The 20,654-nt window shown below is 46.3% G+C and carries 15 protein-coding genes; 7 read left to right on the plus strand and 8 right to left on the minus strand.

The window, feature by feature from the left end; all coding sequences use genetic code 11:
• Window positions 1-41 precede the first annotated feature (41 nt).
• Window positions 42-2,324 (minus strand): class 1a ribonucleoside-diphosphate reductase subunit alpha, encoded by a 2,283-nt coding sequence (gene nrdA, locus ACZ5R2_RS09430; RefSeq protein WP_464902006.1) that lies wholly within the window; start codon window positions 2,322-2,324, stop codon window positions 42-44.
• Window positions 2,325-2,860: 536 nt separating this feature from the next.
• A complete protein-coding gene (gene ubiG / locus ACZ5R2_RS09435; protein ID WP_464902007.1) occupies window positions 2,861-3,571 on the minus strand; it encodes a bifunctional 2-polyprenyl-6-hydroxyphenol methylase/3-demethylubiquinol 3-O-methyltransferase UbiG in 711 nt (236 codons plus the stop codon).
• A 314-nt stretch (window positions 3,572-3,885) separates the two neighbouring features.
• On the opposite strand from ubiG, the gene gyrA reads away from it, so the two are divergent.
• Window positions 3,886-6,516 carry a DNA topoisomerase (ATP-hydrolyzing) subunit A gene (gene gyrA / locus ACZ5R2_RS09440; protein ID WP_464902008.1) on the plus strand — a complete coding sequence of 877 codons (2,631 nt, stop codon included), beginning with the start codon at window positions 3,886-3,888 and terminating at the stop codon, window positions 6,514-6,516.
• Window positions 6,517-6,663: 147 nt separating this feature from the next.
• On the opposite strand, the gene ACZ5R2_RS09445 is transcribed toward gyrA, so the two are convergent.
• Window positions 6,664-8,451, minus strand: coding sequence for an Lnb N-terminal periplasmic domain-containing protein (locus ACZ5R2_RS09445; RefSeq protein ID WP_464902009.1), 1,788 nt, complete (start codon window positions 8,449-8,451; stop codon window positions 6,664-6,666).
• A gap of 38 nt (window positions 8,452-8,489) precedes the next feature.
• Window positions 8,490-8,942, minus strand: a complete 453-nt coding sequence (locus ACZ5R2_RS09450) for a DUF3015 family protein (protein WP_464902010.1) — start codon at window positions 8,940-8,942, stop codon at window positions 8,490-8,492.
• Between the two features lie 430 nt (window positions 8,943-9,372).
• Here ACZ5R2_RS09450 and ACZ5R2_RS09455 point away from each other — a divergent pair, with 430 nt between their 5' ends.
• From ACZ5R2_RS09455 to ACZ5R2_RS09470, 4 genes are all read left to right on the plus strand, one after another.
• On the plus strand, window positions 9,373-10,788 hold the full coding sequence (locus ACZ5R2_RS09455; RefSeq protein ID WP_464902011.1) for a TolC family protein: 1,416 nt from the start codon (window positions 9,373-9,375) through the stop codon (window positions 10,786-10,788).
• Window positions 10,785-11,759 (plus strand): HlyD family secretion protein, encoded by a 975-nt coding sequence (locus tag ACZ5R2_RS09460; protein WP_464902012.1) that lies wholly within the window; start codon window positions 10,785-10,787, stop codon window positions 11,757-11,759. The genes ACZ5R2_RS09455 and ACZ5R2_RS09460 overlap by 4 nt, the downstream gene beginning before the upstream one ends.
• Window positions 11,760-11,769: 10 nt before the next feature.
• On the plus strand, window positions 11,770-12,927 hold the full coding sequence (locus ACZ5R2_RS09465; protein WP_464902013.1) for an ABC transporter permease: 1,158 nt from the start codon (window positions 11,770-11,772) through the stop codon (window positions 12,925-12,927).
• Window positions 12,928-13,198: 271 nt separating this feature from the next.
• Entirely contained in the window at window positions 13,199-14,353 is a 1,155-nt protein-coding gene (locus tag ACZ5R2_RS09470; RefSeq protein WP_464902014.1) for an ABC transporter permease, read from the plus strand.
• 332 nt (window positions 14,354-14,685) lie between these two features.
• On the opposite strand, the gene tnpC is transcribed toward ACZ5R2_RS09470, so the two are convergent.
• The 4 genes from tnpC to ACZ5R2_RS09490 all read right to left on the minus strand — a co-directional run bounded on the left by tnpC (window position 14,686) and on the right by ACZ5R2_RS09490 (window position 18,128).
• Window positions 14,686-16,194: an IS66 family transposase gene (tnpC, locus tag ACZ5R2_RS09475; protein WP_464902015.1), complete on the minus strand. Its 1,509-nt coding sequence runs from the start codon at window positions 16,192-16,194 to the stop codon at window positions 14,686-14,688.
• A gap of 59 nt (window positions 16,195-16,253) precedes the next feature.
• Window positions 16,254-16,598: an IS66 family insertion sequence element accessory protein TnpB gene (gene tnpB, locus ACZ5R2_RS09480; RefSeq protein ID WP_464902348.1), complete on the minus strand. Its 345-nt coding sequence runs from the start codon at window positions 16,596-16,598 to the stop codon at window positions 16,254-16,256.
• A 5-nt stretch (window positions 16,599-16,603) separates the two neighbouring features.
• Window positions 16,604-16,924 (minus strand): IS66 family insertion sequence element accessory protein TnpA, encoded by a 321-nt coding sequence (gene tnpA / locus ACZ5R2_RS09485; protein WP_464902016.1) that lies wholly within the window; start codon window positions 16,922-16,924, stop codon window positions 16,604-16,606.
• Between the two features lie 208 nt (window positions 16,925-17,132).
• The gene (locus tag ACZ5R2_RS09490; protein WP_464902017.1) at window positions 17,133-18,128 is read right to left on the minus strand and encodes a transposase; all 996 of its coding nucleotides are present in this window, start codon (window positions 18,126-18,128) and stop codon (window positions 17,133-17,135) included.
• Between the two features lie 340 nt (window positions 18,129-18,468).
• Here ACZ5R2_RS09490 and yiaY point away from each other — a divergent pair, with 340 nt between their 5' ends.
• Both yiaY and ACZ5R2_RS09500 read left to right on the plus strand, forming a co-directional pair.
• Entirely contained in the window at window positions 18,469-19,617 is a 1,149-nt protein-coding gene (gene yiaY, locus ACZ5R2_RS09495) for an L-threonine dehydrogenase (protein ID WP_464902018.1), read from the plus strand.
• 130 nt (window positions 19,618-19,747) lie between these two features.
• On the plus strand, window positions 19,748-20,614 hold the full coding sequence (locus ACZ5R2_RS09500; RefSeq protein ID WP_464902019.1) for an AraC family transcriptional regulator: 867 nt from the start codon (window positions 19,748-19,750) through the stop codon (window positions 20,612-20,614).
• Window positions 20,615-20,654 lie beyond the last annotated feature (40 nt).

The following is a 20,654-nucleotide window of genomic DNA, read 5'->3' on the forward strand; positions in this document are numbered from 1 at the left end:
ATAGCGGCAGAGTCGATCTGCCGCCAAATCAGTAGTGCGACTTAGATCTTACAACCGCCGCCCGCACAGTCATCGTCCTGCGCCTGAACCGCATCTTTCTGCTCGTCCTTCGCACCGTCACGGGTGTTGTGATAGTAGAGTGTTTTAACGCCGTACTTATAAGCAGTCAGCAGATCTTGTAGCAGCTGCTTCATTGGTACCTTGCCTGATTCATAACGACTTGGGTCATAGTTGGTGTTGGCCGAGATAGCTTGGTCAACAAACTTCTGAATAATACCGACCAGGTGCAGATAGCCGTTGTTGCTACCGATATCCCAAAGGAGCTCGTAATTGTCTTTATATTTGGTAAATTCAGGCACCACCTGCTTGAGAATACCGTCTTTCGATGCTTTAACCGAGACATAGCCACGTGGTGGCTCGATACCATTGGTGGCATTCGAGATCTGTGAGGAGGTCTCAGATGGCATAAGTGCGGTTAACGTCGAGTTACGCAGGCCATGGGTCATGATCTCTTCACGCAGTCTGTCCCAGTCGTAGTGCAATGGCTCATCACACACTAAATCGATGTCTTTTTTGTAGGTGTCGATCGGCAGTAAGCCTTTGGCATAGTTGGTCTCGTGGAACGATGGACATTTGCCTTGCTCTTTGGCCAGTTCAACCGAGGCTTTGAGTAAGTAGTACTGCATCGCCTCAAAAGTGCGGTGCGTTAGGCCATTCGCGCTGCCATCTGAGTACTTAGTGCCGTTTTTCGCCAAATAGTAAGCAAAGTTAATCACACCGACACCGAGTGTACGACGGTTCATGGTTGAGCGATACGCCGCCGGAAGTGGGTAGTCTTGATAGTCAAGCAGGGCATCCAGGGCGCGAACCACTAGCTCAGAGAGCTCTTCAAAGTCGTCCAGCGACTCGATGGCGCCAAGGTTAAAGGCCGATAGGGTACACAGCGCGATCTCGCCTTCTTCATCTTCAACGTTCGCTAGTGGCTTAGTTGGAAGCGCAATCTCAAGACACAAGTTTGATTGACGAACTGGCGCGACTTGCGCATCAAATGGGCTGTGCGTGTTACAGTGGTCGACGTTCTGGATGTAAATGCGGCCGGTAGAGGCGCGCTCTTGCATCAAGATAGAGAACATCTCAACCGCTTTGACCGTTTCTTTCTTGATTGACGAATCGTTTTCGTATTTGACGTACAGCTCTTCAAACAAGTCTTGATCTTGGAAGAAGGCGTCGTACAGACCCGGTACATCAGATGGCGAGAATAGGGTAATGTTGCCACCCTGTACAAGGCGTTGGTACATCATTTTGTTGAGCTGAACGCCATAGTCCATGTGACGAACACGGTTTTCTTCTACGCCGCGGTTGTTCTTAAGCACCATCAGTGATGGTGATTCGCGGTGCCAGATTGGGTAAAACACGGTCGCTGCGCCGCCACGAACACCGCCCTGAGAGCAGCACTTAACGGCCGTCTGGAAATATTTGTAGAACGGAATACAGCCAGTGTGGAACGCTTCACCGCCGCGGATCTCAGAGCCTAGCGCGCGAATGCGTCCAGCGTTGATACCAATACCTGCACGCTGGGATACATAGCGGACGATAGAGCTTGCGGTCGCGTTGATCGAATCAAGACTATCACCACACTCGATCAGTACGCATGAGCTGAATTGGCGAGTTGGGGTACGCACGCCAGACATGATCGGGGTGGGCAGTGAGATTTTGAATGTCGAGGTCGCATCATAAAAGCGCTTGATGTAATCCAAGCGGGTGTCTTTCGGGTAATTTGCGAATAGACACGCTGATACCAACATGTAGAGGAACTGCGCACTTTCATAGATCTCGCCCGATACACGGTTCTGGACAAAGTACTTACCCTCGAGCTGCTTCACCGCTGCATAAGAAAAATTAAGATCGCGGGTGTGATCGATATAGCTGTCTAGTTGGTCGAGCTCAGCGCGAGTATAATCTTGCAGCAAGTGCTGGTCATACTTTCCCATCTCTACTAGGCGGGTGATGTGGTCATAAAGCTTCGGCGGCTCGTATTGACCATACGCCTTCTTACGCAGGTGGAAAATGGCCAGACGGGCAGCTAAGTATTGGTAGTCAGGCGTTTCCTCAGAGATCAAGTCCGCAGCAGATTTGATGATGGTTTCATGAATATCGGTGGTGGTGATCCCCTCGTAAAACTGAATGTGAGCCTTCAGCTCGACTTGAGAAACTGAGACGTTATCGAGTCCCTCAGCGGCCCAAGTGATAACGCGGTGGATTTTTTCTAAATCGATATTTTCTTTGCGGCCATTACGCTTGGTAACGGTAAGTTGTTGGTTCATTCTTATGTCTTTCCCTAAGAAAACTGATCAAAGCGGACTTTGTTGGTAACTTTTCTATGTAATTACTGTATATGTGTGGCTTGACTTTGTGATCATTATCCACTTGCGTGGTTGTCAAAAACACTACATATAGGGCCTTAACCCCTTTTGGTGTACAAGATAGTGCTATATCTAGTTTTGATCAAGGATTGACAACACAGCATATGGCTCCAGGAAAGAAAAATCGAAATTTATGGTTAGTAACTACTTACCGATGAATTCAGGGTAGATTTAGGTTTAAAAAAACCTATTAAAGCAAACGATTAAAAGCTAAACGCTGAAAAAAATATTTTACTTGATCTTTTGCCAATAACTGACTTGAAAATAAACCCTGTCAAGTGTGGCAATTGTGTTGTGAAAATGTAGGTGGGATTGCGGTTGGGTGTGATCTCAAACAAGCCTGAGTGGCGGGGAGCGAGTTTCACTGCGCTGCGGGGGACGAGGGGTATCTCAGTTAGTTTGGCTTCTCACTCCCCCTCGTTTATGATCGCTTGATGCTAATTTGGGCGGACGCAGTGGACGATGTAGTTCACATCAACGTTGGAGCCGAGGCGATAGGTGTCAGTGAGTGGGTTGTAATGCAGTCCGGTGATCCCGCGTTCAATTAAAGGGGTGTGATCAATCATCTTGATCATCTCTGAGGGTTTGATGAACTTATCGTGGTTATGCGTGCCTTCAGGCACAATCCTCAGAAGCTTTTCCGCGCCTACGATAGCAAATAAGTAGGACTTGATGTTGCGATTCAGGGTTGAGAAAAACACATGACCACCGGGTTTGACCAACTTGGCAACGGAGCTTATGACTGACTGGGGATCAGGTACGTGTTCGAGCATCTCCATACAGGTGACGACATCATACTGCTCCGGTTTATCTGCGGCATGTTGCTCAACGGTGTTTTGTAGATAACTGACCTTGATACCCGTCTCTAGGCTGCGTAAGCGGGCAACCTCCAGCGGCTCGCGCCCCATGTCGAGCCCGGTCACGATGGCTTCTTGACGCGCCATGCTCTCTGCCAAAATCCCGCCACCACAGCCAATGTCGAGCACCTGTTTGCCAAACAGTCCGTTGGCGCGCTCGAGTACATAGTTGAGCCGTAATGGGTTGATTTGATGCAGAGGCTTGAACTCACCTTCTAAATCCCACCAGCGTGATGCCATTTCCTCAAACTTTTGAATTTCCTTTGGATCGACATTTTGTCCGTTAATCATTCGCGTCGCCTTGCAAAAACATAGTCAGGTCATCTTAGCGAATGACGGTCAGGAGTCTAGTCACTTTTGCGAGTTAATTTGCCTAATGGTTGTTTTTAATCCTGGCGAAAAATGAAGCGTGAGCGATTGAAAAATAACCGTATTTTGAGCTTGCCAACAGGGATTGTATTAAAACTCACCAGTTAGAGCGCAATATAGTTCACAACCCGTGAAAAGCGTAGGGAAAGTAATGCCGTTAGCACGCATTATGTGTTATATTTTTTCTCCTTATACGTATTGTAAATACGATCAAACTATAGAGGGACAATGGCTCTATGAGCGATCTAGCAAAAGAGATCACGCCCGTAAACATAGAAGATGAGCTAAGAGGTTCATACCTAGACTACGCGATGTCGGTTATCGTGGGTCGTGCTCTTCCAGATGTGCGTGATGGCCTAAAACCAGTACACCGCCGCGTGTTGTTTGCGATGAATGTACTAGGCAACGATTGGAATAAACCATATAAAAAATCTGCCCGTGTTGTCGGCGACGTAATCGGTAAATATCACCCACACGGTGATAGTGCGGTCTACGATACCATCGTACGTATGGCACAGCCTTTCTCGCTGCGCTACATGCTTGTCGATGGTCAAGGTAACTTCGGCTCAATCGATGGCGACTCAGCTGCGGCAATGCGTTATACCGAAGTTCGTATGGCGAAGATTGCCCACGAACTGCTGGCTGACCTAGATAAAGAGACAGTGGACTACGTACCGAACTATGACGGTACTGAGCAGATCCCAGCTGTTCTTCCAACCAAGATTCCAAACCTATTGGTTAACGGCTCGTCCGGTATCGCGGTAGGTATGGCAACCAATATCCCACCGCATAACCTGGGTGAAGTGATTGATGGCTGCCTTGCATACATTAACAACGAAGCCATCACTATCGATGAGCTGATGGATTACATCCCAGGTCCTGACTTCCCAACGGCGGCATTGATTAGCGGTCGTAAGGGGATCGTTGACGCGTACAAAACCGGTCGCGGCAAGGTCTATATGCGCTCTAAAGCGGATATCGAAGCGGACAAGAACGGCAAAGAAACCATCATTGTTACTGAGATCCCTTATCAAGTTAACAAGGCGCGCTTGATCGAAAAGATCGCCGAGCTGGTTAAAGATAAGAAGGTGGAAGGCATCAGTGCACTGCGCGACGAGTCAGACAAAGACGGTATGCGTATTGTTATCGAGTGTAAGCGTGACGCAGTTGGCGAGGTAGTCCTTAACAACCTTTACGCACAGACTCAGCTGCAAACGACCTTTGGTATCAACATGGTTGCGCTGGATAACGGTCAGCCTAAGCTATTCAACCTAAAAGAGATGTTGAAGTGTTTTGTTGACCACCGTCGTGAAGTGGTGACTCGTCGTACCATTTTCGAATTGCGTAAAGCGCGTGAGCGTGCTCACATTCTTGAGGCGCTATCACTGGCACTCGCCAACATCGATGAAGTGATTGAGCTGATCAAGAGCGCACCGACGCCAGCCGAAGCAAAAGTGGGTCTGGTTTCACGTGGTTGGGATCTTGGTAATGTGGCTGGCATGCTTGAGCGTGCCGGTACCGATGCAGCTCGTCCAGAGTGGCTTGAGCCAGAATTTGGCATCCGCGATGGCCAGTACTACCTGACTGAAACTCAGGCACAAGCGATCCTTGAGCTGCGTCTGCACCGTCTAACCGGTCTAGAGCACGAGAAGATCCTTGACGAATACAAAGCGCTGTTAGACGAAATTGCTGAACTGATGCACATCCTCGCCAGCACTGAGCGCTTGATGGAAGTGATCCGTGAAGAGCTAGAGGCGGTTCGTGATGGTTACGGTGATGTACGTCGTACTGAGATCACGGCAGCTAGCCATGATATCGACATGGAAGAGCTGATTGCGCGCGAAGATGTGGTAGTGACCCTGTCACACGAAGGCTACGTTAAGTACCAAATTCTGAGCGATTACGAAGCACAGCGTCGTGGTGGTAAGGGTAAGAGTGCAACCAAGATGAAAGAAGAAGACTACATCGAGCGTCTTCTAGTGGCCAATACCCACGATAACATCTTGTGTTTCTCGACTCGTGGTAAGACTTACCGTCTGAAAGTGTATCAATTGCCATTGGCAAGCCGCACAGCACGTGGTAAGCCGATCGTTAACATCCTTCCTTTGGAAGAGAATGAGCGCATTACGGCTATCTTGCCAGTTTCTGAGTTTGATGCCGACAAGTACATCTTTATGGCAACGGGCGACGGTACGGTGAAGAAGACTTCACTGGATCAGTTCGCAAACGTGCGTGCTAATGGCTTGATCGCAGTGAATCTACGTGATGACGACTCGCTTATCGGCGTGGATATCACGACTGGTCAAAGCGATATCATGCTGTTCTCGAAAGAGGGTAAAGTGGTGCGCTTTAACGAAGACAAGGTGCGCGCCATGGGTCGTACTGCCGCAGGTGTTCGTGGTATGAAACTGGCTGACAACGATCAAGTGGTTTCGCTGATTGTTCCTTCTAATGAGGGCGATATCCTGACTGTGACACAAAACGGTTACGGTAAGCGTACTGAGCTAGCGGAATACCCAACCAAAGGTCGTGCAACACAAGGTGTGGTTTCAATTAAAGTTTCTGAGCGTAACGGTCCTGTGGTTGGTGCAATCCAGGTCGAAGAAGGCGACGAGATGATGATGATCACCGATGCCGGCACACTGGTTCGCACACGTGTAGCAGAAGTGAGCCAAGTGGGTCGTAACACCCAAGGTGTCACGCTGATCCGTACTGGTGACGATGAGTCAGTTGTCGGTCTACAGCGCATCGAAGAAGTTGAAGAAGCTGAATTGGTTGATGGCGAAGTCGCAGAAGGCGAAGAGTCTCAAGTGAGCCAAGATGATGCTCCGGCGAGTGATGCTTCAGAGGCTGATGGTCAAGAGTAATTGACGTTCCATCAGAAGTATGAAAAGCCAGTCAGTGTAAGCTGACTGGCTTTTTTAGTGTTGGATTCACTAATAGATTGCTCATGAAATTGACTTTCACCGAACACAGCCTGTTAGATATAGCTTCTTTCTTTGAGCTATGGGTGGCTAAAAATACTGCCTGATATTCATACCGATCTGCCAGTGTTCTTCATAGCTGATACCAAGCCTCACTTCTTGCTCTCGATTTAGACGCCATACCCCCTCAGCCTTTGCCTCTGTGGTCCAGTCTAAGAACGTAAAAATTGGAGACACAGTTACTAGTTCAAGATTGACACCAAAATTATTGTTCACCAGTAAAAGGCCACTTCCTACACCAGCAAAAAGATAATCGTTTTGTAAAGCAGGGTAGCGCGCTCTCACCAGTCCTAGCGCATAAAAGACAGTGTTTGGTGATGTTTGCATCGATTTACCGTAGCCGCCTTCCGTTACTCCAGCTAGAGCATTATTTTCTCTAGATAAAGACTCGAAATGTGTCTTCACATGCCATGCATTTTCCCTCGATGTCTCAATATCGGTGATAGGTGCGGTGTAGCGCTTGATATCGAATAAGGTCAGCTTATCTAAGTTGGCTCTTGCATTTGTAATCGATAAATTAACTTCTCCCATGACCAACTGATTACCGATTTGTTGGCTTGGGCCGATATTAAGTAAGTCAAAATTAGCCGCTCTAAACCCAAGTTGAGTCGAGGTATGACTGTTTTTGTTCGACACGCCAAGTGAAAGATAGGCGGGCTTTTGCGCTTGGTGTGGGAAAAAGCTATCGTTGCTGACCCAATTAACTCGACCTGTAGGGAGTGCAAACCGTCCAATAAGCAATTTACGTTCAACGTCTTTTAGATCGGAACGCTGTTGAAAAGCAATATAGTCAAGTGCAGTATCAATAATCCGCTCTTGACTAAATATTTCTACTGAGCTCCATAAATTAGGCTCACCCTTGTCAGCTATCCATTGTTTTAATAGGTACCGTTCAGACAGAGTTAATTGCAGGTATTTATTCTGAAATCGCGATTGACGAGAGTTATGTTTAATAATTTTAGAATAATTAAGGTTACCATCATTGAAACCCTCTAGCACATCGACAGGTAACACCCAAGGGCGATGAGGCCTGACCAAGTCTTGTTCAACTGCTAAGGCTAAAAGATTAGCAAAGTAGTAACCACAGTTTTGTCTAAAAAAATAGTAGGTAAATTTTGCTTGGTTTAATTCCCACAGGTGGTTAAGTATAAAATCAACTTGATCATCACTGAATAGCAACTGGTATTCAATAATATCGCGCATTTCAGTTTCATTGTAGATATGCTCATGCTGATGAAACTGATCGACTGTAAAGCTGCTAGCATATCCTCCAAGAATACCCAAGGCGATATAGGCTAACATCGACTCGTTAGGTGGAATTTCAGCGCCGAAATTGATAGTGTCGGCGAGCAAATCAGAGGCGGGGTCGTATGGTCGGTTTACTTTGAGGAGCAAATGTCCATACATAGAAGCTGGATTACCGAGAAAGCCAGAGGCAAACAATAGGCTTAATGACAGATCCTGCCCAGTGCGTTTGAAAGCCTCTAGTTCATCACAATATAGCGATTTCTTCTCTGTTATTACGCCTTTGGAACGTAGCCATTGGTAACGCGCTGGAAAACGACATGCCGCAATAGTCCCCTGTTTTGTCGGGTTATTGAATGCTTTGATGGTTGCCTTCAATTCAAGGTGTGGGTTCCAAGAAGGGGATTGTGAAAGAAAAAAATCACCATGGATCTCACTACTTTTACCCAAACTAAATAAAGGTGAACGATAGTGTAAGAGTCGATGCCATTGAGGGTCATTCGCAAGTTCTTGGTATTCTTGTGCAAAAACAGGCAATACCAAAAAACAACTAAGGATTAATAGCTTTTTCATTTTTTGTTAGGGCGGAGAGCCCGCCCAATTCACGACAATTAAGCTGCGTCGCAGTGTGTGTCTACCACATTGAAATAGGCCTGCGATTTATCGATATGGGACATCTCAGTGTAATCAGCACGTTGGATTTGGGTTGAAATATCGCTGCGGATAGCTGGAATAATATTGCTATCGCACTGCATGATATCGAGCATAGCGTTTAAGTGCTCTCCTTCGCCTTGGGCAGTATCAAAGATAATTTGGTCGTAGCTTTGCTGGATAAATAATGCACCGCGAAAGCGTCCGCCCTCACAAGTACCCTGTGAACTTGCTGCTGAAGTGACTGCGGTGGTTCCTAAATCCCAAATTACATTGGAGATTGCTGCACCTGCAGGTGTTCCACTAAACACCATTGCACCAATACCACAGTCTACCCATGGGTTGATACGACTATGCGCTGGTGTAGATAAAGTCAATGCTAAGGCTGCAGCAGTAATAATCGCTTTTTTCATGTTGTTCCTTTCTTGTATTAACACTCTCAATGCGAGAGAAAATAAAATCCTTATGCATATTACTCTATTAAATAAAAGAATCAAAATCAGTTTTATGAATTGATTTGTAGCCAGTTTTTTCTGTACTTATTTATGATTAGCATACTTGTGTTTCGGATAGAGGGAAGTTTTAATCAGGCGACATATTTTGTAGCGCACCTGCGATCAAGGTTGCATGCCTGTTAATGATATTTTAATACGCCGTTGGATATAGAGTGGATGTAATAACTGTTCGATGTCTATTGACGTAATATTTATTTTTCTTTGAGTCTTTTCCATGACCAAAGAAAGATTTATACAGTTTGTAACATTTTTTTGTCGAGTGGCTATTAACGTAATGTGAATCGTCAGTTAATATTAGAGTATAAGCTCTAGTGTTATGGATGATGCAATGAAAATATCTCAAACAAAAGTGATGGCGCTGATGGGATGCCTGTTCAGCCTCGAAGTCAGTGCGAATCAGGTGAGTTTTCTTCAGGCATGGGAAATTGTACAGTCGAATAATCAATCCCTCGCTGCCGAGCGAGCTCAAGTACAGGCTTACCGTCACTTTGAATCAGCTACTAGCAGTCTACATTTGCCAAGTATCTCGCTTGGCGCAAACTACGTTAGACTCGATGACGATGTGACCGTCAGCGGACACCAACTGATGGATGCGACAACGATTCCTGGGCTCGTGGGTGGCTCTTCGGATGCGTTAGCCGGACTGTTGCCCATTATAGGGGGAATAGAGACTCATATTGCCGATCGAGATATCTTCACCTCTTCGGTGCGAGCAGTTTGGCCAGTTTTCACCGGTGGCAGGATCAGTGCAGCTCAAAGCGCGGCCGAGGGACGAACCGAGGAAGCAAAAAGTCATTATGCCATGGAGCTGCAAGCTCGATATGAAGATCTCAGTCGATATTTCTTTTCAGTGGTGCTTGCCCGTGAGGTGCTGCGAACTCGCCAAGCCGTTGAAGTTGGTCTCGCTCAACACCTAGAATTTGCCGTTAAGCTAGAGCAACAAGGTCAAATTGCCAAGGTTGAGCGGCTTCAGGCACAGGCCTCATTGGACAAAGCCAAAGTCGAAACACGTAAGGCACAAACACAACTAGTTATCGCTCAGTCAGCACTGGACAAAATTATGTCGATTGAAGGCTCTGCTATGCCACAAGAAGTGTTGTTTATTAACCAGCATCTTCCGCCCATGCAGGCTTATATTGAACAAACCCTGTCCACTTACCCCGGATTGGCACTGTTGTCAGCGAAAGAAAAACAAGCGAGCAGTATGATCAAAGCGGAGCGGGGGAAATACCTTCCGGAGGTCTACCTGTTTGGCGATTACTCCCTGCATGAGGATGACACGCTTGCTAGCCAACTTAAACCAGATTGGATGGTTGGTATCGGTGTGAGTGTCCCATTAACAGATAGCAGTGGGCGTCGTCACAATATTAGGGCGGCAAAGTCTTTGGTCCAAAGTGTAAAACTTCTGCAAACTCAAGCACATCATGACTTAAGCATGCTAGTGCAAAAAACCTACCTTGAGGCGCAACAAGCGATTGATGAGGTGATCGGCCTTGAATCGAGCATTGCGCTTGCCCAAGAAAATCTGCGCTTACGTGAGAGAGCTTTTAAGCAGGGTTTATCTAGCTCAATCGATGTCGTCGATGCCCAACTCTATCTTGCCAGCATTCAAACTCAGCAATCTGTGGCTCGTTATAGCTACTTGATTGGACTAACGCGCTTATTGGCGGTAAGCAGCCAGATGGAGACCTTTACTCATTACCAACAAACTGCCTATACCCATTCAACTCAGGAGTCAGTATGAAAACACTTAAGTCATTGTCATTGGCCGCGATCGCGCTGTTAATCGTTGGATGGGTTAGCTACCACTTTTACCTAGCTTATCAACCTAAGCCCATTCGATTGCAGGGCATGATTGAGGCGCAGCAATACAGTATTTCATCTAAAGTGCCGGGCAGGGTTGATCAGGTTTTGGTAAGAAAGGGCGATCGTGTTGAAAAGGGGCAGTTAATTTTTACCTTACACAGCCCAGAGATTGATGCCAAACTGGCGCAAGCCAAAGCAGGTGAAAAGGCCGCTGGCGCAATGGCCTTGCAGGCGGAGTCGGGTGCTCGAGTTCAGCAAGTTCAAGCCGCTAAAGACAAATGGCTGAAGGCCAAAGCGGCGGCTGATTTGATGGAGAAGACCTTTCACCGCGTGGATAGCCTATTTGCTGATGGCGTCGTAGCTGAGCAGAAAAAAGATGAGGCAAAGACTCAATGGCAAGCCGCTAAGTACACCGAGAGTGCCGCCTACCAGATGTACACCTTGGCAAAAGAGGGCGCCAGAGAAGAGACCAAGATAGCGGCCATCGAGAAGATGCATATGGCCTCAGGCGCGGTCGCGGAAGTAGAAGCGTATGTCGCCGATACCGTGATAGAAAGCTGGTTTGACGGCGAGGTGTCACAAGTACTATTACAAAGTGGCGAGCTTGCCCCCCAAGGCTTCCCCGTCGTCACCATAGTGGACACCCATGATACCTGGGCAATATTTAATGTCCGAGAAGACTATCTTAAGTATTTCCTCGAAGGACGAAAGTTTGAGGCTTACCTACCTGCTTTTGACCGGTTCGAGGAGTTTGTGGTGACGCATATTGCAGCCATGGGTGATTTTGCCACATGGCGCTCAACGGATGCCTCACAGGGTTTTGATTTACGCACATTTGAGGTTGAGGCTCGACCTGTTGAGCAAGGTTTGAATTTACGCGCTGGCATGAGCATCGTTATTGAATTGTAGGGAAATAGTCATGACGACCTTTAAGGAGCAACTTAATATCATACGCGAAGATAGGTGGCTTAATGCTTGTCTAAGCTGGGTGCCGTTCCTGTTAGTATTTTTGATTTGGGCAGTGTTCTCTCAGGGTATCGCAAGAGATCTGCCGATCGGTGTGGTGGACTTGTCTAAATCGAGCACCTCAAGGAGTCTGGTTCGTCAGCTATCTGGCTCGCCAACGTTGACAATTGCCCATCAATACCTCGATGCCTCAAGTGCTAAAGCGGCGCTGGTTAATAAAGAGATATACGCCTATGTCGTAATACCGAGTGATTTAGAGCGCTCGATTTCTCATCAGTTGCTGCCACAGGTAAGCAGTTTTTATAATAGCCAGTACATATTGATTGGGCGTTTGGTTAATACCGCTATAACTCAGGCGCTAGGGCACTGGAATGCGAGACTTGGAGCGGCAAAGGCACTCGCGAACGAAGAGGGGACAATGGTTTCGGCTATGGGTAAGTCTGTACCAATTCGTAGCCAGATCACAGCGCTGTTCAACCGCAATACTAACTACAGCCAGTTTTTGGTTAGCGCGGTTGTTCCGGCACTATGGCAGTTAGTAATGGTTGTCAGTACGATCATGGTGTTATGTGCGAACTTTCGTCGAAGTGATGCTAGTAACCTGACTCAGTGGCTAGGCAAGCAGCCAATGCAACGCTTGTTCAACCTGTTGAGCTGCTATTATGTTCTCTTTGCGGTGCAAGGCGGATTATTTCTACTGTGGTTTTACTACTTTCTTGATTGGCCGAATCATGGCAGCCTGTTCATAATGGCCGTGGCCCAGTCGGTGACCATAGTCGCATGCATGATAATGGCAACGCTCTTCTATGTGATTACTGAGGAGCCAGCTAGAGCCTTAAGTTTGGCCGGCGCTTTCGCGGCACCGAGTTTCGCCTTTATGGGAATAAGCTTTCCCGTCACCGACATGGGCTATCTCGCCCAAGCATGGAGGAGCCTCCTCCCCATTAGTCACTACATGGACACCCAAGTTGCTCAGAGTTCTTATGGGGTCACTTGGTCGACATCACTTTTAGAGCTGACCCCAATGTTGGGGTATTTGTTACCTTTGGTGATGATTAAACTGGTGCTAGCTAGGCGTGCTTCGAATGATGTCCCGCTATCGGGTGTTTAGCCTCGAAACACATTATCTGGACAGTCATGCTTATAAGTTAAAAAGATAATTGGACACCCATATTTTTCAAGCTTTCTAGTAGAGATACCCACAACGTATGTAGCTATCACTTTTCTCTGTGACATCCATTTGGACAGTCATATTAAGCAAAGTGTTTCAGACATTATTTGGCGATAGTCAATATTGAGAAAGATGAAAGCCGAAGAATTTTAGCAGCTTTCGAATATCAAACGGATGCCGAGTTGGCGTATATAGAGAAGGAGTAACTGGGATGAAGTTGCCGGAATTGTTAGAACAAGAGTGGATCAGTCTGGTTCGTAATCCTGTTGTGGTGGTCGTGGTGTTTTTTGGCGTATTGTTTTACTCATTTCTCTATCCACTGCCTTATGCACAGCAAACACCAACTGAGCAAAAACTTGTGATTGTCAATTTGGATAACAGTCAGGTTAGCTACACGCTGGAGCGAATGATCGATGCGACTCAACAAGTCGAAGTGATTGAACGAGTCAGTAGCATTGAGAAAGCAAAGCAAAAAGTCGTTGAAAAAAAGGCTGCAGGGCTGATTGTAATTCCTGAGTACTTTTACAAAGATCTGCTTTTGGGTAGGAGCCCTACATTAGCTTACGCAGGAGATGCTTCATACTTCTTAGTATACGGGGCGATTGTTGAAGGGCTTGCACATTCTGGTGCGACGCTTGGGGCGCAGGTGAAAGTGGCGCAGTTGCTCGCGAGTGGTCAGCCTATCTCAATGGCTGCAAAACAGCACAGCGTGGTTAGTTTGAACAGTAAACCAACATTTAATCCAGGAATGGGTTATATGAGTTACGTCGTACCTGCCGTGTTCGTATTGATCTTGCAGCAAACATTGGTGATGGCAGCAGGCTTGATGGTGGCAACCCAACGGGGTAAAGAGGGATATTGGAACAAGGTGCCAGCTGGCCAACTGCTTCTAACTAGAACTCTGGTGCTCGTTGGTGTGTACTACTTGTTGTCCATGTTCTATTTTGGTGTCAGTTTCGAGATGTATGGGATTAGCAAGATGGCTCGAGCGGGACAAGTATTAACCATGTTGCTACCGTTTTTGATTGGATGTTGCCTAGTCGGGTATGTGTTGGGTTATATTGTCCCACGTAGAGAGTGGGTCAGTGTACTGGTGCTATTGAGTTCAATGCCACTGATATTTATGTCTGGATTTATCTGGCCAGTAGAGCTCATACCAGCACCACTATTACTGCTGGTGGACTTTTTTCCAAGTACAATCGCGATTAAGGCATTTCTCTCACTCAATCAAGTTGGAGCGGATTGGAGCAGCGTTGGAAACTACTATTGTCACTTATGGCTTATATGCACGTGGTGGTTTATTCTCATTTGGTTTCAGGTTAAAAGTCCGCTAAGCTTGAGTGCTAATAAGTCGGTATCAATTTGATACTGGTGGTACTTATGTGGGGGAAACTCTTACGTTACATTTCTAAGTTAATGTCATTAATCGAAAATAATGAGACAGTCATATTTAACTCTGTTGAGACCCGTTAGCCATAGACAGTTACGATTGCAAATAGACAGTCATGTTAAGTTATGGAGAGGACGTAAGATCTATTTTCCTTTGACATATGTGAACAATCTGCTTCATGCCCCTTGAGCTACAAACTGGACAGTCATTAATAAAATTACATGTGTTTGAACTAAACGCTCCCTCTCGAGAGAAGGTGCACGACTATAGGAGAAACGTAAGCGCCCCACGATCCCACGTGGGGCGCTTTAATAATCGAAGTTCCAAGGAAGCAGCGAGTCGATATCCGGCTCAGGTTTGGCAAGCTCTTTCAAGCAATGAACCATGTAGTTGTAGAGGATTAAGTCATTTGCTTTTGCCGTTTCGATGATGCTGTAGAGCATTGCGCTAGCATCAGCACCTCTTGAGTTATCAGCAAAAAGCCAATTTTTTCTCCCAATAACCAGCGACTTAATTGCACGCTCAGCACGATTATTATCGATAGATAAGTGCCCATCATCGATATAACGAACCAACTTCGGCCACTGTCCTTGGGTGTATTTGATGGCTTTACCAAGTTCACCCGACCCAACCACTTTCTGCGTGGTAAGCCAGTGATAGATGTCATCTAGTATCGGTTTAGCTTGAGTCTGCCTTGCTATCAGGCGCTCCTCAGCCGTGCTCCCTTTCAGCCTTGTTTCCAACGCATAGAGCTTCTGGATTTTCGCTAGGATTACGTCAGCTTTACCTGTCTTGCCTTTTCCCTGCAGCTTTTTAGCGTCCATGAACTTGCGACGAGCGTGAGCAAAGCAACTCACGTTGGTCACCTTATCTAGCCTATCGTAAACGGCATAGCCATCACTTTGAAGATAACCATTGTAGTCACCTAAGAAGGTCGCAGGGCAAGCCGTTGCGCGACTATTTTGATAGTCGAACAAGACGATGTTTTTTGTATCATCAACACTGGCTTTTGGCGAGTCTGCGCCTGAGCAGTAGAGCCACATATAGGCTTTCTTTTCTTCTTTGAGCACATTGAGTGGGGTTTCGTCGGCGTGAACAACAACTTGTTTAAGAAGGTGATGTTTGAGTGCGTGGTAAAGCGGTGCGAACCGCTCACTAACCTGTATTACCCACCTTGCCATCGTGGTTCGAGAGAGCTCAATACCAGATTGACTGAACAAAGTTTCTTGACGATAGAGTGGCAGTGCGTACTGGTATTTGCCGAGGATAATGTTGGCAAGCAAGCTTTCAGTGGCGAAGCTCTTTGGAATGATGCTTTGTGGTGATGGCTTCTGATGTATTTGGCTTTGGTCAGCTTGCTGCTCACACTGACGACACGCATATTTAGGCCGAACATACTCAAGCACTTTCAGCACCGCTGGGGTGAACTCGAGCTTTTCACTGCAGTCTTCACCGATTTTATGCAGCTCACCCTGGCAGCAAGAACACTGTTTTTCCTGCTCATCAAGGTCAAGAACGATACGCTCGCGCGGTAGGTCTTTAGGTAGTGGCTTGCGTTTACCTCGCGGCTTGGTGGTTTTCGATGAAGTGACTGGCGCCTCTTCCTCTTTGACTAACTCAGATTCTGCCTCATTAAACAGGTCGCCTTGCGCTTCATCGTAAGGCTTTAAGGCCTCAGAGCGTTTTGCGAACTGGCGTTCAAGCGCGAGCTTGAACTGCTCTATCAAGGAAGATTTGTCAGCCATCAATGCTCTTACCATCGCTTGAAGCTCGGCAACATCTTGGCTTTCTGGGTTAATATCAGGTGTCGTTTTCATGGCATTTATTATACTAAATTCACATTATAAAAGACTGATAGATAAGCCTTTTATTACGATTAACTCATTGTAAAATCGTTTATTTCAACCGCTTTATGGCCAATAATAGTGAAGCCAGAAAGCAGCCTATCTAGTTCAAAATCACTTAAGGTGAAGACTGCCTTTTTCTCTTTCGAGGGCCATTTGAACTTGGCTTTTTCAAGGCGCTTGTACCAGAGTGCGAAGCCAGTTTGATCCCAATACAATACTTTGACTTTATCACGTTGCTTATTGGTGAAGAGGAACAAAGCGCCAGAGCCTAAGGGCAAATCGGTCTCAGACTCAATGATGGCAGCGAGACCATTAATCGACTTGCGGAAGTCAACAGCCTCTCGATACAGGTAGATGTTCGGCGCACTGAGCATTCTTTTCACGACAAGGCTCCAATCAACTCTGCAACATAGGCAGCTGACGTGCCCGGCGGTATGCTGAGTTCAACCTCACCCAAAGAGAGTGTCATATTCGCTACTGGCGTGCGCACCGATTGATAGTGAGTGGTCTTTTCGACGAGTTGTGCTTTCACGAAGCCGCTGTTTTGACTGGCACTTATTTGCTGTAGCCGTTGCCGCTTGGCGAAAAAGGTCGATGGACTGAGATTGTTCTGCTCACAAAAGGCGCGTTGAGAAAGTTCGCTCGCTTCGTATTGCTCGAATAATGCATGCCATTCCTGGTCACTACGTCGTTTAGCCATGATCTTACCTCCAAGTTGGTGAAGTAAGATCTTAGTTGGGCTCGGAAGCGATTAGAATGCGGTGTTTATGGGGCGCTTACGGAGAAACAGACTCTTTCCTATCTAGATAAGAGGGAATAGATTACGGATAAAGCATTTTCGAATAGGAGTTTGAGAAAGTAGCTAGGGTGTATCAGTCAAATACGTGGGAATGCCGCACACCAACTCATTAAGCAACTCGAAAACAAAGCCTTGCTGAACTGAGACCTTTCACTCGCTCGATACCAAGGTGGAGCTGATATTGGCGGAGAGATTTTTCACATCCAATCGGCCCGCTAAACCTTTGCCCAAGAGAAATCATCAGACTAGTCCACATAGTTTCGTCTATGCCTAATCGCCTTAAAATCGGCTGACACTGATTCGAGATTCTACCTCGCTTATCACCACGAATTGTACGTCCACTGAAATCAAGCAATGACAAATAGTCACTTAGGTGAAAGGGCAGGCCTTGGTAGAGGTGACTGCCTTGATCACCGACAAACGGACACAGTGAAGAGGGCTGTGCGGGAGTACTATTTGTAGAGTGTTTTAGGGCATCGATGCGTGTTTTGATACTTGTATAGTTGGATTGCTCCGGGGTTTTCGCCATTTTTGATCTTATTGGGTTTAAATCCACATAAGCCATGCAGGTTGCTAATGCAGTTTCATCTAGAAGTGGCTGAGATTTAAATCGCCCTTCCCAGAAGCGACCAGTCCGGTTTTCCTCTCGATTAGCTTGGCGAGCGATGTGCTCATTTAAGTTGCGCATAAACCAACTCAAGTCATAAAGACGTTGTCGGTACACTTCAGCTATATCCATGACAGTTGAAATCGAAGCGTTATCTAATGGTTTGCCAGAAAGAAACTGTCTTGTTAATACAGTGCCTTTATACAGTCGATGCCAGCGGCGTAACACTTCGTAGATATCCCAAGATCGAGCTTGATCTTTATTAATGTGTAGTACCAGGTGTGTATGATTACTCATTACCGCATAGGCACAGATATCTATCGCAAACACTCTTCCGAGCTTGAGTAACCTCTGCTCAACCCAGTCACGGCGATGTTCATAGCTTGTTCCACTAGATTTATCAAAACCACAGAGAAACGCTTGGCGAACACAGCGCGATACGCAGTGATAATAAGCAGTATGACTCAGGCTGACAAGTTGTGAACGGGCTGTAGGCATAGGGGTGCTCCGCTTGAGGAATGAGCATAGTGTAGTTGGAATTGTGTGATGATTGTCGTTCTGAGTGGCCTAGTTAAAGGAATATTAGAAGTACTGATTGAATATGAGTGACTCAACCAAAGTGGCCAGCCAAGAAGTTGTTTTCATAGGTGTGGATTTAGTTAAGCTGGTCACAAAATTAGAACTAGATTATTGGTCGGATTTAAGTTTTTAAAAAGCCGACTATTTCTCTAAAAGCTGAGCTAGTTAGGCAAATGAGGCATTGGTAGTCTGAGCTCAGACAAGAAACCGGATCAGAGTTTCAAACCAATTAATACTAAATTCCTATCGGAGCAAAACTATGTCTAGTACATTTTATATCCCCTCAGTAAACCTCATGGGTACGGGCTGCCTTAACGAAGCTATCAGTAGTATTCAGTCGTTTGGATACAAAAAAGCCCTGATTGTCACCGATTCAGTGCTCAATCAAATAGGCATTGTAGCAAAGGTAACCAAGCTACTTGATAAGGTGGGTGTCTCATCAGTAGTATTCGATCAAACCAAGCCGAACCCTACTATCGAAAACGTCAATGATGGCCTAGCCATGTTCAAGCAGGGTGAATGTGATTGCGTTATCTCACTTGGTGGAGGCTCCCCCCATGACTGTGCGAAGGGTATTGCACTTCTGGCGACCAACGGTGGCGAGATTAAAGATTACGAGGGTGTTGATCAATCTGCTAAGGCTCAGGCACCGCTGATCGCTATCAATACGACTGCGGGCACGGCATCAGAAATGACTCGTTTTTGTATCATCACCGATGAAACGCGTTACATCAAAATGGCGATTGTCGATAAGCATGTAACGCCAATTATTTCAGTCAACGATCCTGAGCTTATGTTGGCTAAACCCGCGTCGCTGACTGCTGCAACGGGTATGGATGCTTTGACACATGCAATTGAGGCATATGTTTCCATTGCGGCAACACCGGTGACCGATGCCGTTGCTATTAAGGCGATTGAGATGATCCAGGCAAACTTGCGTCAGGCGGTGAACCATGGTGACGATATTACGGCTCGCGATAATATGGCTTATGCACAGTTCATGGCAGGTATGGCCTTTAACAATGCCTCTCTTGGTTATGTCCACGCTATCGCCCACCAGTTGGGTGGCTACTACGACCTACCACACGGTGTATGTAACGCGATCTTGCTGCCACATGTGCAGCAATACAATGCTCAAGTATCACCAGCACGTCTTCGCGATGTTGCTAAAGCGATGGGTGTCAATATAGCAACGATGAGTGATAGTGAAGCGGCGCAAGCAGGGCTTGAAGCGATTCGCCAGCTATCGAAAGATGTCGCTATTCCGGCGGGCTTAGAAGAGCTCGGTGTGAAGAAAGGGGACTTTGATACGCTGGCGAAAAATGCGCTTAATGATGCATGTGGTTTTACAAACCCGAAGCAAGCAACGCATGATGAGATCAAAGCGATTCTTGACGCTGCAATGTAACTCTACAATTTGCCAAGCTCACTCGGAAGGGTGAGCTTCTGGCACATGAACTTTAGTTAAGATCAAAGAAGGTGACAAGTAAATACCCTAAAGTGAAGCCTCTAATGCTAGGCGGAGGAGGCACTAACACATGCATACGATCAACGATTTCAATCGAGTGACAGAGAGAGAATACGCACTCTCAACGGATAATCTCAATCTCCTCTACTATGATCTACCTCAATACTTCGACGATAGTTACCACTCTTACGACAGTCCAAGGTTGTGCACTATATTAGCTGGTGCAAAGGAAGTTAGTGTCAATCGCTCTAGCTCTTTTCAATACGACAAAAGTGAGTTTGTTCTACTACCACCAAATTCAACAGTGCAGATGATGATGCCCAAATCAACCAAGGCTCTGGTCTATGAGTTTGGTGATCAATTGATTGATGGTGTCGTCCAACAAGTGGTAGACCATCTTGAAATTGAATCGATAAAAGAGTTTGATTGTCAGCAGTTTAGCCACAGCAAAATCACGGATAGATTAGGTCAGTTGCATCAGCGCATGCAGCAGATAGTTGGCGAGAATGACTGTAATATGCGCTTTCTGCTCAATTTAACTAGCCAAGAGGTAGTTTTCGAGCTGTTGAAAAAACAGGGCTGTAATAACATTATATATCAAGTAAAGAATCATCCGATCAATCAAGCTATTCGTTTGATGAAATCGGCAGAGAGTAGCGCAATGAAGATATCGGATATCGCCGAAGAGGTGGGCTTGTCGCTGTCTAATTTTAGTCAAAAATTTAAAGCAGTCACGGATGAAAGCCCAAAGGATTATATGCGAAAGTTGAAATTGTTACGCTCCCAGAGTTTGCTGGAAACACGCTCAGTGACCGACGTAGCGATGGAAGTGGGCTATGACAACATCTCATACTATATTCGCCTGTTTAAACAAGAGTTTGGTATCACGCCCAAGCAATATCAAATACAACGTTCTTCTATCACAGCTAGGTGTTAGTCCACAGGCCACAAATTGGACACCCACTATTTCGAGTGAG

Source organism: Vibrio sabulosilitoris (genome assembly GCF_055391395.1).